12 protein-coding genes are annotated in these 14347 nt (G+C 61.9%); 9 read left to right on the top strand and 3 right to left on the bottom strand.

Annotated elements, in window-relative coordinates; genetic code table 11:
* Positions 1-92 precede the first annotated feature (92 nt).
* The 3 genes from G7047_RS00385 (at position 93) to G7047_RS00395 (ending at position 5886) form a co-directional block, all read left to right on the top strand.
* Complete coding sequence (locus tag G7047_RS00385; protein ID WP_166299667.1) at positions 93-2690, top strand: methyltransferase domain-containing protein; 2598 nt, start codon at positions 93-95, stop codon at positions 2688-2690.
* 200 nt (positions 2691-2890) lie between these two features.
* Complete coding sequence (locus tag G7047_RS00390; protein WP_166299669.1) at positions 2891-4786, top strand: glycosyltransferase; 1896 nt, start codon at positions 2891-2893, stop codon at positions 4784-4786.
* Positions 4783-5886 carry a glycosyltransferase gene (locus tag G7047_RS00395; RefSeq protein WP_166299671.1) on the top strand — a complete coding sequence of 368 codons (1104 nt, stop codon included), beginning with the start codon at positions 4783-4785 and terminating at the stop codon, positions 5884-5886. Before G7047_RS00390 ends, G7047_RS00395 begins: the two co-directional genes overlap by 4 nt.
* Before the next feature lie 36 nt (positions 5887-5922).
* Here G7047_RS00395 and G7047_RS00400 read toward each other — a convergent pair whose 3' ends face one another.
* Complete coding sequence (locus G7047_RS00400) at positions 5923-7059, bottom strand: ATP-binding protein (RefSeq protein ID WP_166299673.1); 1137 nt, start codon at positions 7057-7059, stop codon at positions 5923-5925.
* Positions 7056-7766 carry a response regulator gene (locus G7047_RS00405; protein WP_166299675.1) on the bottom strand — a complete coding sequence of 237 codons (711 nt, stop codon included), beginning with the start codon at positions 7764-7766 and terminating at the stop codon, positions 7056-7058. Before G7047_RS00405 ends, G7047_RS00400 begins: the two co-directional genes overlap by 4 nt.
* Before the next feature lie 141 nt (positions 7767-7907).
* Here G7047_RS00405 and G7047_RS00410 point away from each other — a divergent pair, with 141 nt between their 5' ends.
* The gene (locus G7047_RS00410; protein ID WP_166299677.1) at positions 7908-8858 is read left to right on the top strand and encodes an intradiol ring-cleavage dioxygenase; all 951 of its coding nucleotides are present in this window, start codon (positions 7908-7910) and stop codon (positions 8856-8858) included.
* A gap of 131 nt (positions 8859-8989) precedes the next feature.
* Here G7047_RS00410 and G7047_RS00415 read toward each other — a convergent pair whose 3' ends face one another.
* Positions 8990-9640, bottom strand: coding sequence for an FABP family protein (locus G7047_RS00415; RefSeq protein ID WP_166299679.1), 651 nt, complete (start codon positions 9638-9640; stop codon positions 8990-8992).
* A gap of 104 nt (positions 9641-9744) precedes the next feature.
* Between G7047_RS00415 and G7047_RS00420 the strand changes: the two genes are divergently transcribed.
* The 5 genes from G7047_RS00420 (at position 9745) to G7047_RS00440 (ending at position 14299) form a co-directional block, all read left to right on the top strand.
* Positions 9745-10140 (top strand): hypothetical protein, encoded by a 396-nt coding sequence (locus tag G7047_RS00420; RefSeq protein WP_166299681.1) that lies wholly within the window; start codon positions 9745-9747, stop codon positions 10138-10140.
* Between the two features lie 147 nt (positions 10141-10287).
* Positions 10288-12036, top strand: coding sequence for an IPTL-CTERM sorting domain-containing protein (locus G7047_RS00425; RefSeq protein ID WP_166299683.1), 1749 nt, complete (start codon positions 10288-10290; stop codon positions 12034-12036).
* Positions 12037-12174: 138 nt separating this feature from the next.
* Positions 12175-12435 (top strand): hypothetical protein, encoded by a 261-nt coding sequence (locus tag G7047_RS00430; protein WP_166299685.1) that lies wholly within the window; start codon positions 12175-12177, stop codon positions 12433-12435.
* Positions 12432-12758: a hypothetical protein gene (locus tag G7047_RS00435; RefSeq protein ID WP_166299687.1), complete on the top strand. Its 327-nt coding sequence runs from the start codon at positions 12432-12434 to the stop codon at positions 12756-12758. The genes G7047_RS00430 and G7047_RS00435 overlap by 4 nt, the downstream gene beginning before the upstream one ends.
* On the top strand, positions 12755-14299 hold the full coding sequence (locus G7047_RS00440; protein ID WP_166299689.1) for a PepSY domain-containing protein: 1545 nt from the start codon (positions 12755-12757) through the stop codon (positions 14297-14299). The genes G7047_RS00435 and G7047_RS00440 overlap by 4 nt, the downstream gene beginning before the upstream one ends.
* Positions 14300-14347: the final 48 nt, after the last annotated feature.

Here is a 14347-nt window from a genome sequence, read left to right on the forward strand (position 1 = left end):
ATGCCGACCGATCCGCTTTTCCTGTTTCGTTGGTCGAGTTCGGAGACTACTCGGAAGGCCCCCGCTGCGCTCTTTGCGGACACACAGAAACCGTGCAGTGGGTGCGTGCGCGTCATTTGCACCGGCGCGGCGATTGGGTGCCGTTCTGGCGGTGTCGGCAATGCCGTTGCCTGTTCTCCGATGTGCATGAAAACACCTATGCGGGGGATCTCGGCCCAGGTTTCGTGAAGTTCTATGCGGAGCTGGGCGCGGGCGTGGAGCCGATTGCGCAGATGCTCATGGAGAATCTGCCGCAGCATTTGCGCACCTATGCCGATGTCGGATGTGGGCTGGGTGCGTCGCTGCATCTCGTGGAGCGGGTGCTGGGCGTTCCCGCATTGGGGTTCGAGCCTCATCCCATGCTTCACGAACGCTGGCTCGGCGGCAGGGTGTTGCCGGTGGCCCTCGATCAGGTCTGGCTTGCCGGGAACGCGCAGCGCTTTGATTTGCTGCTGGCATGCGAGGTGATTGAGCATGTGCCGGATCCTGTCAGCTTTGCGACGGATGTGCGCTTGGCCATGGCCGATGCGCTGAGCGTGGCGGTATTCAGCACGCCTGATGCGGACTCGATCACGCCGCTGGAATACCCGTCTGAAATCTATTCGAGATTGTTTCCCGGTGAACACTACTGCTTGTTCACCGCCGACATGCTGCGCGATGTATTGCTGCGTGCAGGCTTCGAGGCGGTGGAGGTGGTCAGCAGAGGCGGCCATTTGATTGCCAGCGCGGGCACAGCCATGGCTCTTTCGGGCCGCCGCAAGGACGCGGAGCACGAACCTTGGATGGGTGCATTGAGGCGCTATCTGAGTGATGCGCTGGCGAACGCCGATGAGGTGGAGTCTCTCTCGCCCGTGCTGACGGGCCATGCATATCGACTGTTCAAGGCACTGATGAACAGCGGTGATTTTGAGGCGGCGCGCAACTGGCGCGACAAGTCGACTGCGTTCGCCAGGCTGCTGGACGAGGATGGACTGATCAGGCCAGCCGTACTCGAGCATGCGTTGTCGTTGGTCGATTTTGAAAGCTATGTGGCGAACCTGCCGAGTTTTCTGGGCGCATGGTCCTATCACCTGGCCATGCTGGCACGTGTCGAAGGCCGCGTGGAGGTCGCTCAACGCGGTCTGGAGCAGGCGCTGGCGCTGATGCAGCACGAGACACGGATCGGCGCCTTCTGCTTCATCGAATCGACCTCGCTGCAAGGACCAGCGCGCATGGAATTGGCGCTGGTCGCAGCGGCAAGCGGGCATCCGGACGCTGCCTTCATGCATTGGCAGTCCATGGCTCAGGGGCTTGCGGATGTTCCCGTGTTCGCGCGCGCGGCAGCACGCTTGGCGCTAGACGAGAATGCGCGTGGAAACTATCCCATGGTGGAGCGCATCATCGGTGCGATGGAGCATCATCCGCTGCGCGCGCATGGCCTTCTGACATTGCTGTGTGATGGAGATTGGGAGGTCTGTGCCCTCGAGGATGTCGATCTGGGATTTGACTTCTGGATCGCCCGTTTTCATTCGGCAATGCATGCTCGGCAATCGCTTGATCGCATGCACGAAGCGTATGCGGTACTTGGCATTGGCGTGTGTCGGCATCCCGATGCACAGCGTCAGGAAAAATGGCAGCGAGTGTGCCGCGAGCTCGCCGAATGGCGTCGCCATCACCAGTTGGCAGATCGCCTCAAGGCCTCTGAGTTGGTGCATCTGGTGGACCTGATGTGGTGCGATGTGCATGGGGTGTTCGTCAGAGGCTGGGTGCATGCCGGAGAACACGAGATTCGCAGTGTGCATCTGGTGTCCGGAGAATTCAGGGAGCAGGCATTGCTGCACCCGCGTCCTGATGTGGTCGCATGGTTCCCACAGTTTCCCCGCAGCGGGGACTGCGGATTTTCTGCCTATCTCAAGTGCTCGGCGTTCCGTCCTGTCGAACTGGAGGTGGACATCGGCCTGCCGACACCAGTGCGGCTGGTGCTCGAGTTGCCCCCACACTTGAATGCACCGAAGCCTGACACCCCTTCATCCGCGCATTGCCTTGATCGCTTTCGCGATCTCATGAAGCAGTGTGGAGGCACGGTGGTGGTGATCGGGGGAAGGCGTGGAGAGGCGCACCCCGATGAATGGACCGATTGCCTGTTGCCGGAGTGCCGGGTGGTGGCGTTGGATATCCATCCTGGTGAAGGCGTGGACGTGGTGGGAGATGCGCATGCTCTGAGCCAGTATTTCGCACCAGGATCCGTGGATGCGGTGATTTCCCGCTACGTCATGGAGCATCTCGAAGCTCCGTGGGTGGTCGCAGCAGAAATCAACAAAGTGCTGCGCATTGGTGGCCTGACCTTCCACCATGCACCTCAGACCTGGCCCATACATGCCGCGCCCAATGACTTCTGGCGCATCTCCGACTCAGGCATGCGCGCACTGTTCGGGCCGTCGATGGGTTTCGATGTGATGGACGTTGGCATGGAGTTGCCCGCGAGGATTCATCCGCCGGCGTCCATGCTCTCGACGCAGTTCCCGTCCGTCGAAATGCCAGTGTTCGACGGCTTCCTGTCCACCTATCTTTTGGCTCGCAAGGTGACGGATCTGCCGGAGCATGCAGTGCGCTGGCCAGGCACTGCTGCGCAGCGCTTGGCTCGTGCGCGAACCTACCCGGTTGGCGAATGAACTCGTCTACTCCTTCCGCCACCCCGCCAAAGGAGACGCCGTCCTCGCGTAGGCGCGGAGCGGGACGGCTTCTGCTTGAGGAGGTTACCTGCGCACTGCGACTGGGTGGTGGCCCAATGCGCACTTTGCGACTGCTGTGCGGGTTGTGGCGACACGAGGGTTGGCAAGGATATGCGTGGCGATTTCGGCTGGTAAAGGAGATGACGCGCACGATTCCGCAGCGATGGATCGGGCGCGACTATCGTAGTTGGTGCGAGCAGTTCGATACGCTCGCGGAGGAACAGCGTGTGGCGCTCGCAGCCGATGTGCGGACTTGGACGCACCGTCCTCGCATATCGGTCGTGATGCCGGTCTACAACCCGCGACTTGAATGGCTGGAGCAGGCCGTGCATTCCGTCATGGATCAGATTTATCCAGACTGGGAGCTGTGCATTGCCGACGATGCATCCACTGACCCGCGTGTGCGTGCCTTGCTGCAAAAGCTGGCACGCAGGGAGCCGCGCATCAAGCTCGCATTTCGCGCGAGCAATGGTCACATCTGCGCCGCATCGAACACGGCGCTGGAGATGGCCGAGGGCGAGTTCGTCGCCTTGCTCGATCACGATGACGTTCTGCCAGCGCATGCGCTGTACTGGGTGGCCCGCGCAGTGCAGGAACATCCTCAGGCGGGGCTCCTCTATTCCGATGAGGACAAGATGGATGAGCAAGGCAGGCGCTCGTCTCCCTATTTCAAATCGGCCTTCAACTACGACCTGTTTCTCTCGCAAAACCTAGTGTCCCATCTGGGTGTGTATCGTCGCACGCTGGTTCTGGATGTGGGTCGGTTTCGTCCGGGCGTCGAGGGCTCGCAGGACTACGATCTCGCGCTGCGCTGCATCGAACGTTTGCAGCCCCATCAGATCGTGCACATCGCCCGGGTGCTCTACCACTGGCGGCAGCACAGTCAGAGCACGTCGATGAACATGGATGCCAAGCCCTATGCCGCCACAGCTGGTGAGGGGGCTCTCAATGCCCACCTGACGCGCACTGGGCAGGAGGGCGCAATACGGTTCGTCGGTCACGGGTACCACTATGAGATGTCGTCCGCTTCAACCTCTGTGCGAGTGAGCGTCATCATATGCGTGCGCAAGGCGTCGGCCAATATCGAACATCTCTCCAGATCACTCAGGGAAGACCTTCACCGCGTCAGTGCGAGCCGGGCGCACACAACGGCGTCAGCGAAGAATGAGCCAATAGAACTGCTGTGGATTGCAGGTGAGAGATTGACTGAGGCCGAAGATGAGCGCTTGGAGGCACGTTGCGCGTCACTCGGCGAACGTTGGCTGGGTTGCCGAGCGGGCAGTACCGTGGTGGAGCGGGTGAACGCGGCGGCACGCAGGGCGACCGGCGAGGTGCTGATGCTGACCGGCAGTGACGTGCATCCGCGTCGTCACGATGCACTTGCGTTGCTGGTTGCGCACTCGCTGCGCATCGGCGTGGGCGTGGTCGGAGTGCCACTATGGGAACGCGGTGGCCGTGTACGTGGGAGGCTGTTGCATGCGGGCTTGTTCGTGGATTCTCAGGGACAGTTGCTGTCGGCGCACTATGGGTTGGCACCACGCTTCAAGGGCTACTTCGGCAAGGCGGTGCTGAATCAGAATTTTCATGCGGTGTCGGCGGCCTGCGTAGCACTTCGACGTTCTGCATTCGAGTCGGTTCACGGTTTTCGTGGCGATTGGATAAGTCTGCGTTACGCCGTTGCCGATCTGTGCATGCGTGTTCAGGCCACAGGCTATCGCACCCTGTGGGCGGCTGACGCAGGCATGGAGATGGATCACAAGTTGCATGACGAGCGTTGGGGTTTCGCCGCGTCTGCGCCTTGCGATGCGCATGATCTGGAACTATGGCGCTCGCGATGGCTGCAATCTCCCCGAGAAGATCCGCACTACAGCCCGCAGCTGAGCTGGGAGTTCTCGCATTTCGATCTCGCCTGGCCACCACGCGCAGGACATTCCGGTGATGTTGTCCCGCAGGGGGAGTCGGGACAACAGGGTGCAGCGGTGGTGTTCCGAGCCGCGCCCTATGTCTCGATACCGTGGAAGGGCTTGCTGCCATGAGCACGATCACTTCACTTCTGGTTCGGGACCGGAGCACAGACGAGTCATGGAGCGGCCGGGTGAATGGCGCAGCTGCGCTTCTCGTCATCAATTTCAACACGGCGTGCAAGACCATGCGCTGCATCGAGTCCATTCTGTCGGGCTCGGAGATTCCGGGGCGCATCCTGATTCTGGACAATGGCTCCGATGCACCGGATGCTGCACATTTGCACGCCATGTTGGCTGATCTGCCCGCTATCGGGGCAGAGCTGCAACTCATTCGCGCAGACAAGAATCTTGGATTCGCAGGTGGCTGCAATCTGCTGATAGACCAGGCCATGAAGCTCCCTGATTGTCTGCATATCCTGCTTCTCAACAGCGATGCAGTCGCCATGCCAGCCTGGACCGCAGCCATGTTGAATTGCGCCGCCCAGACACCGGCGAACATTGGCATGGTGGGCGCACGCATGCACAAGCTCTCCAATCCGGAGGATGTGGACACGCTGGGCATTGCGCTCTATCGCAGCCTGATGCCTGCGGATCGTCACACGGTGGATGACACGCTCGTGGGCCCGACGGGCGGCTGCTGTCTGCTCAAGCGCAGCATGCTGGAGGAGTTGCACCAGATATCCGGCTACTATTTCGATGAGCGCTTCTTCTGCTATTGCGAAGACACCGATCTGGTTCTGCGTGCGGTGCTACTCGGCTACGAAACGGCTTACCTCAACGAGGTGCTTGCATTGCATGAGGGGCAAGGCAGCTCTGGAGGAAATGTAAGCGCCTTCATCACTTATCACGGACTGCGCAATTCGATCTGGATGCATGCCAAGTTGCTGCCTGTCAGCTTGTTTCTGCGACTTGGACCGTTGCTGGTTCTGGCGCATTGTTTGTCCATTGGTCGGCATGGACTCTACGGCCGCTTTGGCTTGCTGTGGAGAACATACAGAGATGGGTTGAGAAGGCTCCCGGAATTTCTTCGCGAACGCAAGCGCTACCGGAGCGCGGACCGGTATGAAGTCGAAGGGTTGAGAGCGCGCATCACTCCTCGGTTCTATCGCGCGCGCTACATGGCACATGTGCTGCGCATCGAACAGCATCGCCGTGAACTGATGCGAAGGTAGCATTGCCTGGACGTAGACGTGTCAGTAGCGGTCTGCTCACAGTCTTTCCTCACGCACCGCATTCCCCAGGGGCAACTGCGCTGTCACTCGCAGCCCACCGCCCCTGCGGTTGGCGATCCAGACATTGCCACCGTGTTCCACGACAATGGCACGCACTGCGGCGAGGCCGAGGCCCATGCCGCCGGTTTCGCGGTTGCGCGATGCCTCCACGCGGAAGAACGGTTCGAACACGCGGGTCAGCAACGCCTCGGGAATGCCGGGGCCGGCGTCGTCGACCTGCAGCACGCACTGGCCGTCGTTCACCGCCAATCGTACGCGTGCCGAGTGGCCGTATTTGAGCGCGTTGTCCAGCAGGTTTCCGACGACGCGCTTGAGCGCCAGCGGGTCGCCGGTCAGCGTGATCGGGCTTCCCGGCTCCACCTGCACATCGTGGCCCATGTCGACCAGATCATCGGCCACGCCTTCGACCAGCAGGCGCATGTCCAGACGCTCGTGGTTGCGCTGCAGGCTCTGGTCGCGGATGAATTCCATCGCCGCGGAGATCAGCATATTGATCTCCCGCATGTCGGTCTCCACGCGGCTGCGCAGTGGCTCGTCAAGCTCTTCAAGCCGGAACGCGAGGCGCGTGAGCGGTGTGCGCAGATCGTGCGCGATCGCTCCCACCATCTGCGTGCGATCCAGCAACTGACGGCCCACGCGCTCGTGCATTTCGTTGAAGGACTGCGCGGCCTCGCGCAGTTCGGCGGGCCCGTTCACGGGCAGCGGATTCGACGTGCGCGCGGTGCCGAATTGCCGCGTCGATTCGGAAAGCCGCGCCAGCCATCCGGTCCACGACGAGGCCAGCAGCCAGCCCAGCGGAAGAATGGCGGTGAGACCGATCAGCGCCACCCACAGCAAGCGCGTGGTGGGCACGCTGGCCGATGGAGGAGGGCGGTCCTCGCGTCGCTCGCCACGTTCATTCATCGGTGGTGCATAGGGTTGTGCTGGGGGTGGCCGCCGGTTGTCCATCTCGCCCATCATGTCGCGCGGTCCGGACGGTCCAGAAGGCCCCGGAGGGCGGCGGTCGTTGCTGATGAGCAGCAGCGCCGCAAGTACCGTGGTCAGCAACACAGCCAAGGCCAGCAGCGCGAGGATGCGCGTTCGCAGGCCGGTGCGTGCGAGGGCCCGCATCATCGCAGCGACACCTCGGGCACCAGCAGATAGCCCTCGTTGCGCACGGTGCGGATCAGCGTCTCGTCGGTGCGGGTGTTGAGCTTGCGACGCAGACGGCTGATCTGGCTGTCGATGGCGCGGTCGAACACTGCCACGTCGGCGTCGTTGCCGCGCACCATGTCGAGCAGTGAGTCGCGGCTCAGCACCTTGCCGGGGTTTTCGACCAGCGTCTGCAGCAGCGCGAACTCGCCGTCCGACAAATGGATGGCGATGCCCTCCGCGTCACGCAGGCTGTGGCGGCCAAGGTCCAGCACCCAGCCGCCGAATTCGTAGCGCATGTGGCGCTGCGCACCGCCGCGACGGCGCCTGAGCACCGCACGTACGCGCGCCAGCAGCTCGCGTGGATTGCAGGGCTTCGCAAGGTAGTCATCCGCGCCGACCTCGAGCCCGACGATGCGGTCAGTATCGGCGCCCAGCGCGCTCAGCATGATGACGGCCGGTGCATCGGGCGCATCGGTCAGCGACTGCGCGGCGCTCAGGCCGTCCTCGCCGGGCATCATCACGTCGAGAATGACCAGATCGAAGCTGTCTTGGGTGAGCTGTGCGCGCATGTCCGCCACGTCCACGGCGCTGGCCACGTGGTAGCCGTGATGGGAGAGAAATCCCGTGATCAGGCTGCGCAGTTCGGAGTCATCGTCGACGACGAGGATGCGTGAATGAAGGTCCATGATGAGATAGGCGGAGGGCGCGCTCGCAGTATAGCCATGGCGTTTTCACACTTTTTGTCAGGCCTGACACACAAGGGCAAACGCCCGTGACATGTGCTGCCTAGAGTTCACTTTCAAACCCGGGATGAAAGGAACGAGACCATGTACGAGAACGACAAAGCAACCAACACCCACGCCGCCGACCAGCACGATCACGACGGCGGTCTGCAGCAGGACCTGATCGTCGATGCGCTACGCGACCCACGCCGGCGCATGCTGCTCGGTGGACTGATCGCCAGCGGCACCGTCGCGCTGATCGGTGGCTGCGGTGGCGGCACCGACAGCACCACCGATTCGAGCAGCAGTACCACCACCACGACCGGAACGACCACAGGTACGTCGACCGACACGACGACCACCACAAACACCGACACATCCACCACGACGTCATCGTGCATCGCCGACCCGCAGGAAACCGAAGGCCCTTATCCTGGCGACGGCTCGAACTCATCCAATGGCGCGGTGGCCAACGTGCTGGCGCTCAGCGGCGTGGTGCGCAGCGACATCCGCAGCAGCTTCGGCAGCGCCACCGGCACCGCGCAGGGCGTGCCGCTCACGCTGACGATCTCGGTGGTCAACAGTAACGCGAGCTGCGCGGCGCTGGAGGGCTATGCCATCTACATCTGGCACTGTACGCGCGACGGCACCTACACGCTGTATTCGAACGACGTGCTCAAGGAGAACTACCTGCGCGGCGTGCAGGTCACCGACAGCAAGGGGCAGGTCACCTTCGAAACCATCTTCCCAGCCTGCTACTCGGGCCGCTGGCCGCACATCCATTTCGAGATCTACCCCAGCCTCGCCAAGGCGACCAGCTACAAGAACAAGATCCTTACCTCCCAGATGGCCCTGCCCAAGGACATCTGCACGACCGTGTTCAACAACGCCACCGGCTACAGCGCCAGCGTGCGCAACCTCTCGCAGGTCACCATTGCCTCCGACAACGTCTTTGGCGACAACACCGCCGCCCAGATCGCCCAGCAGACCCCGACGCTGGAAGGCTCGGTGGCGAAGGGCTACACCGGCACTATCGTGATCGGCGTGCCGGTGTGATGCTGACGCGCGGGATCTGAGAACCCACCGAGTTTCATGTAGCGTGCTATCACCGCAGAGGTGACTTCAGAGCGGGCCCTTGTGGCCCGTTTTTTTGCGTCGGAATCGTGGAATGAGCAGGGCTGATGCTGTCAGCTTGCGCGATCCGCCAGTGCTGCCAATGCGGTCGGGTTCAGCGTGCATTCGCCCACCTTGCGCAGCGTGTTGCGGTCGGTGTGGTGGAACGGATCCTTGCGGTCTGGCGTGACGAGCAGCGTGTCCTGCTCATACGACCAGGTGCCGTCGCCGTGTTTGGTCACGGTGATCGTGTAGCGCTCTGTGCGGAACGCGTATTCCAGAAACGGATTGGACGAGATCCCGTTGGTCAGCGAGCCGCGCACGGCCTCGAGCGTGAAGCTCTTCGCATCGGCCGTGGTCTTGCCCACCGCCATCGCCGTTTGGCCACGGGGGATGGTCAGTGTCTGGATGATGGAGCCGGTGGCGGGCTCCCACAGCCAGTAGCCCACCTGGTCATGGAAGGTTTCGGGATCGTTGGGCTTGAAAATCTGCGTGTGATAGCGCAGCCCGTAGAAGAGCTGCGGTCCGTTGGTCTGCGCATCGATCGGCTGCATTTGCACGTGCTCGATGAACGCCTGCTTCTCGGGTCCATCGGCCTTGGGATTGACGTCCAGCCCGCGCGTGCCAGCCCAGATCCCCGCCATGTTCGACAGCGGCCCCAAGTGCGCCAGTGTGTCGGTGCTTGGTTCCGGTTCGGTGTAGATGTCGGTGGGAAAGTCGGCCATGGAGACTCCTTGCGCAGGGGTGATTGCGGAATCATTGTATGCAGTGGCGGTCATCAGCGTGGCGGCTATAGTGCCCCGTTCACCCTCCATTGAACGAGAAGTCCATGCCATTGAATCTCGACAGCGCCCGACACTGGCTAAGCGAACTGCGCAACGTGAAAATCCAAAGCGACGCGTTGGCCGATGATGAGGCGCTGGACGAGTATCTGGATCAGCGCGATGCCAATCCCTTTGATGGCGAGTGGACCCGCGCCAACCGCGCGCTCGATGCGATGCTGGCGACCTTGCCCGCACGGGAGCACAAGCCACTCGAGACCCTGCAGGAACAGGCCCGCGAACGCTTCTACAAGACCGTGATCCGGCAGACGGGAAGCGCCGACCTCGCAGCCTACGCGAGCGATGACATCTCGCTGATCGTCGGCTATCTGGCGTGGGGGTGCGAGGACTCGTTCGTGTCGGGCATGCAGCGGGCTTACGGGCGGGGGGCGTTTCCTTTGTGAGCTGTGCAGGTTGGTGGTAAATAGTCAACTGTGATCTATTTTGAAACATCGATAAATTCCATTTTGAGAAACGAGCGTTTTGTGAATAATCGGTCCTTTGTGAATACGTAACAAAGGGTTGACGCCATGGGTGCACGCATTGGGTGGATGCGAAAGTTGATTGACGGTTTGCAGAACGTGTGGTGCTCAACCAAGGGATCGAAAGCGCGTCAGGCATGGGTGATGGCGGTGCTTATGACCGGCACGCTGCTGGCCGGGAACACGCAGGCGCAGTCCGTGATCCTGCCGACAGACAACTTCGCCAGTTGCACGGCGGGCACTTTCAATAGCGCCAATACGCGAACTGCGACCGGCACGGCAGGCATCTATGTGAACACCAACTGGGATCCGGTCTGCTCTGGCTGGACTTTCACAGGCGCAGCCCTGCGTGCGGCTCCGTCAGCATCGCCGCCTGCCGGCGCACTTCCATTTCCCGGCGGCGGAAATGCCATCTGGCTCAACGAAGCGGGCGCACGTCCCAAGGGCCAGGCGAGCCGCGACTTCACGGGGCTCGCACGTGGAGAGACCTATCGCGTCTCGCTGGAAACGTGGACGGACGATGTGGATGCGAACACGGGCCTGCTTGCCGAAATCATCGACATCGACACGAATGTCGTGTTGTCCGCCACGCAACTCAACATGGTGCGCGGCAGTGGCCCGCAGGCGCTGGTCAACGAGATGTGCGCGAGCAATGTGGCGGGTCTCACCACTCCGCTGAACCTGAGGGTGCGGCTGTCTGAAAGCGGCACCACGACAGCTTCGCCCATTCTCACCAACGTTAAATTCGAAGCTTTGGGCCAGCCATGCGACTACGTCGTGACCTATGTGCCCAACGGCGGCACGCATGTTCCCAGCGAGACGGTCCTGAGCGGGCAGAAGGCCAGCGTGCCTATGCCACCAACCAAACCCGGTGAGGGCTTTGCGGGCTGGTATACGACCAATGCACTGACCACGGCGTATGACTTCAACACACCGGTCACCAGCAATCTGTCGCTGTACGCCAAATGGACGGCGAATTTGTATTACGTGAGCGGCAACGTCACCGGACTGGCCTCCGGGCGCACGCTGGGACTGACGCTCAACACGAGCCTCGGCAGCGTCAGTATGTCAAGCGATGGGCGTTTCCAGTTTCCGCAAGGGCTTGTGCAGGGAGCGGCCTACTCGGTTCAGGTGAGCCTCCAGCCGGTCAATCAGCGCTGCACGGTGAATGCGGCGGGCACTGGCACCATTGCGACGCCGGGAGCGGATGTCACCAATGTGGAAGTGACTTGCGTGGGTCCGTACACGGTGAGTTTTGATACCGCCGGCGGCTCGGCAATCGCATCGCAGGAGCTGGGCCCTGACGGCCAGGCGACGCGACCAGCGGCGGATCCGGTCCGCAGCGGCTTTGTATTCGATGGCTGGTACTCTGATGCTCAAACCACGCAGGTCTATGACTTCGCCGCGCTGGTGAACGCCGATGTCACGGTGCATGCCAAATGGATTCCGCTGTACCGCGTCGGCGGCTCGCTCAGCGGCCTGTTGCCGGGCACGAGCATCACGCTGGCCAACAACGGCACCGACACCCTGGTGATGAACGCCGACGGCACGTTCACGTTCACGAACCCGCTGCTCTCGGGCACAGCCTATGCCGTGACCATTGCGCAGCAACCGGCAGCGCAGATCTGTACTGTGACCAACGCTAGCGGCGCAGCCATCACCGCCGACGTGAACAACGTGGTGGTCACCTGTGCGCCCGTCACTGTCCCGCCAGCGGTTACCGCTATGCCCGTGCCTTCGCTGCAGCAGTGGGCGGTGATGCTGCTTTCGCTGGTGATGGCGGGACTCGCGTTGGTGAGCTTGCGCCGCAAACACTGATCCTGACGAGTGACGCTCACCACCCGTTGCCACACGGGTGGTGAGCGTCTGCAAGATGTAAATTTGCAACACTTTATTTCGCATTGGTAATACAAACCAATATCATTTGCATCTTTCAAATAGTGATTGAAGCGGCAAATGCTTGTTCTGGGTTGGTTGGCTGCCATCGTCTCCGGGTGGTTTCTGTGTCTCGCAGCTCCACGTTTTGACACGCGGTTGCATGGGCGTGTCGGCTTTGCGCTGGGCGCGGTGTTCTTCGTTGCCGGTGTTTCCGCGTTGACTCATGCGGGGCTGGGGCTGGCGGAGGCCATTGCGTGCGTGCTCGCGTTGGTCATGCTGGCTGTGCCTTGTGTGAGCTGGTGGCATGCGCCGAAAAAGAAGACGAGGGCCGGGGCATGAACGCTGAAGTGCTCGATGAGAACGTGGACACGGTCCGCGATGAGAAGTCTGGCGAGACCGCTCCGAGGCATCTGTTTTTCAAGGGCATTGCGGGTTTGGTGCTCGGCTTTCCCTTGTCGCTCTGGATCAGCTGGCTGCTGATGTACACGGGGCTCGGGCCCGCGTTTTCGCCCGCGCGCGATCAGGTGGCGATGTGGCTGGTGGTGCCGCTGTGGTGCACGGTGTTGTGCCTGAGCTTTCTGGCGGGCACGCGGCTGCGCTGCCTGGTTTGGCTGCTCGCGGCCAATGCGCTGGCCGCTGGGATGTGGTGGGTGATGCAATGAAGATCAAGGCGCAAACCCTGCGCGACTATCTGGCCGTGCACAGCTGGGTGGGCATCGTCTGCGGGCTGATGCTATACGTGGCTTTTTATGCGGGCGCGTTCTCGATGCTCGAGCCCGAGATCCGGCAATGGACGCAGACGGCGGTCTCCAAGGCCGATGTCAGCCCAGACCCCGACCGCGCGCTGCAGCAGTTTTTTGCCCAGCATCCCGATGCCAAGGGCCGTCTCAGTCTGCGATTGCCGAGCGCGGACAGCGAGACGCCGCTGCTGCGCCTTTCGGCCAAGGAGAGCGAGCACTGGTACGAGCTGAAAAGCGACGGCAAGGTGCATGACGCAGGGCTTGGCAAGGAAAGCGACAACAGCGGCAATTTTGTGGACTACCTGCATCGCAAAGGTGGCTTGCCGCTGCCTTTGGAATGGGCCGAGCCGGTGATCGGCGTGGTGTCGCTCCTGTATGCGCTGGCCTTGGTGTCGGGCATCGTCGTGCTGCTCCCGTCGCTGGTGAAGGATCTTTTCTACCTGCGCATCGGGCCCAACATCAAGCGCATGTGGCTCGACGTGCACAACCTGCTCGGCGTGGTGAGCCTGCCGTTTCATCTGGTCATCGCGCTGAGCGCGGCGGTGTTCGGCCTGCATGACTGGATTTACGACGCGCAGGACCAATTCATCTACCGCGACGGACTGCAGGCCACCGTGCAGCGCGACAGCATCAAGCATCCCACCGTCGAGCGGTCGCTGTGGCTCCCTCCCACGGAGCTGATCCGCAAGGTGCGCGAGCAAGCGCCGGGCTTTGATCCAGAGTCGCTCGAATACGTGGGGCTTGGAGCCAAACGCACGCTGCTGCGGGTCGCTGGTACCGATGACATGCATTTCAAGCGCGGCGCGCAACATGGCTTTGCGTTCGTGAATCTGGGAACGGGCGAGATCTACGACCGGATCTACTTTCCGGGTGAAAAAAGCAGTGCGCTGGGTGCATCGCTCATCAGCTTTTTCTCGCTGCACTTTGGCAGCTTCGGCGGCAATCCGGTACGCGTGCTGTATGTGCTGCTGGGCCTGAGTGGTGCTTTGATCTTCTACACGGGCAATGTGCTGTGGATCGAAACCCGCACCAAGCGGCTGCGCAAGACGCGCGAGATCGAAGCGCGCCCGAGGCATGTGCGCATCATGTCCAGCGCCACGCTCGGCATCTGCGTGGGCAGTGCGGCCGCGTTGCCGGCCACGCTGGTGGCGTCGCGCCTGTTGGCGCCGCATGTGGGGAATGTTGACCACGTGCATCAATGGACGTTCTACCTCCTGCTGTTCGGCTGCGTGGCCTACGCATTCCGCTTCGGCGCGCAGCACGCAGCCAAGGCGCTGCTGTGGATCGCCGCCGTGGGCAATGCGTTGGTGCCCTCGCTGGCCTTACTGCAGTGCCTCGCGCCATCGCTTTTCAGCGACTCGGCCTACAAGACCTATCAACCCAACTTTCTGCTGCTCGAAGGCCTGTGCGCGCTGCTCGCATTGTTCTTCGGCTGGTTGGCCGTGCGCCACAAAAAAGACTAGCCATTCATTGGTTTTCAGCTCCGGTTTCATCATCCAAAGGTTCTCGCT

The organism is Diaphorobacter sp. HDW4A (assembly GCF_011305995.1).
In the GTDB taxonomy this organism is placed as follows: domain Bacteria; phylum Pseudomonadota; class Gammaproteobacteria; order Burkholderiales; family Burkholderiaceae_C; genus Diaphorobacter_A.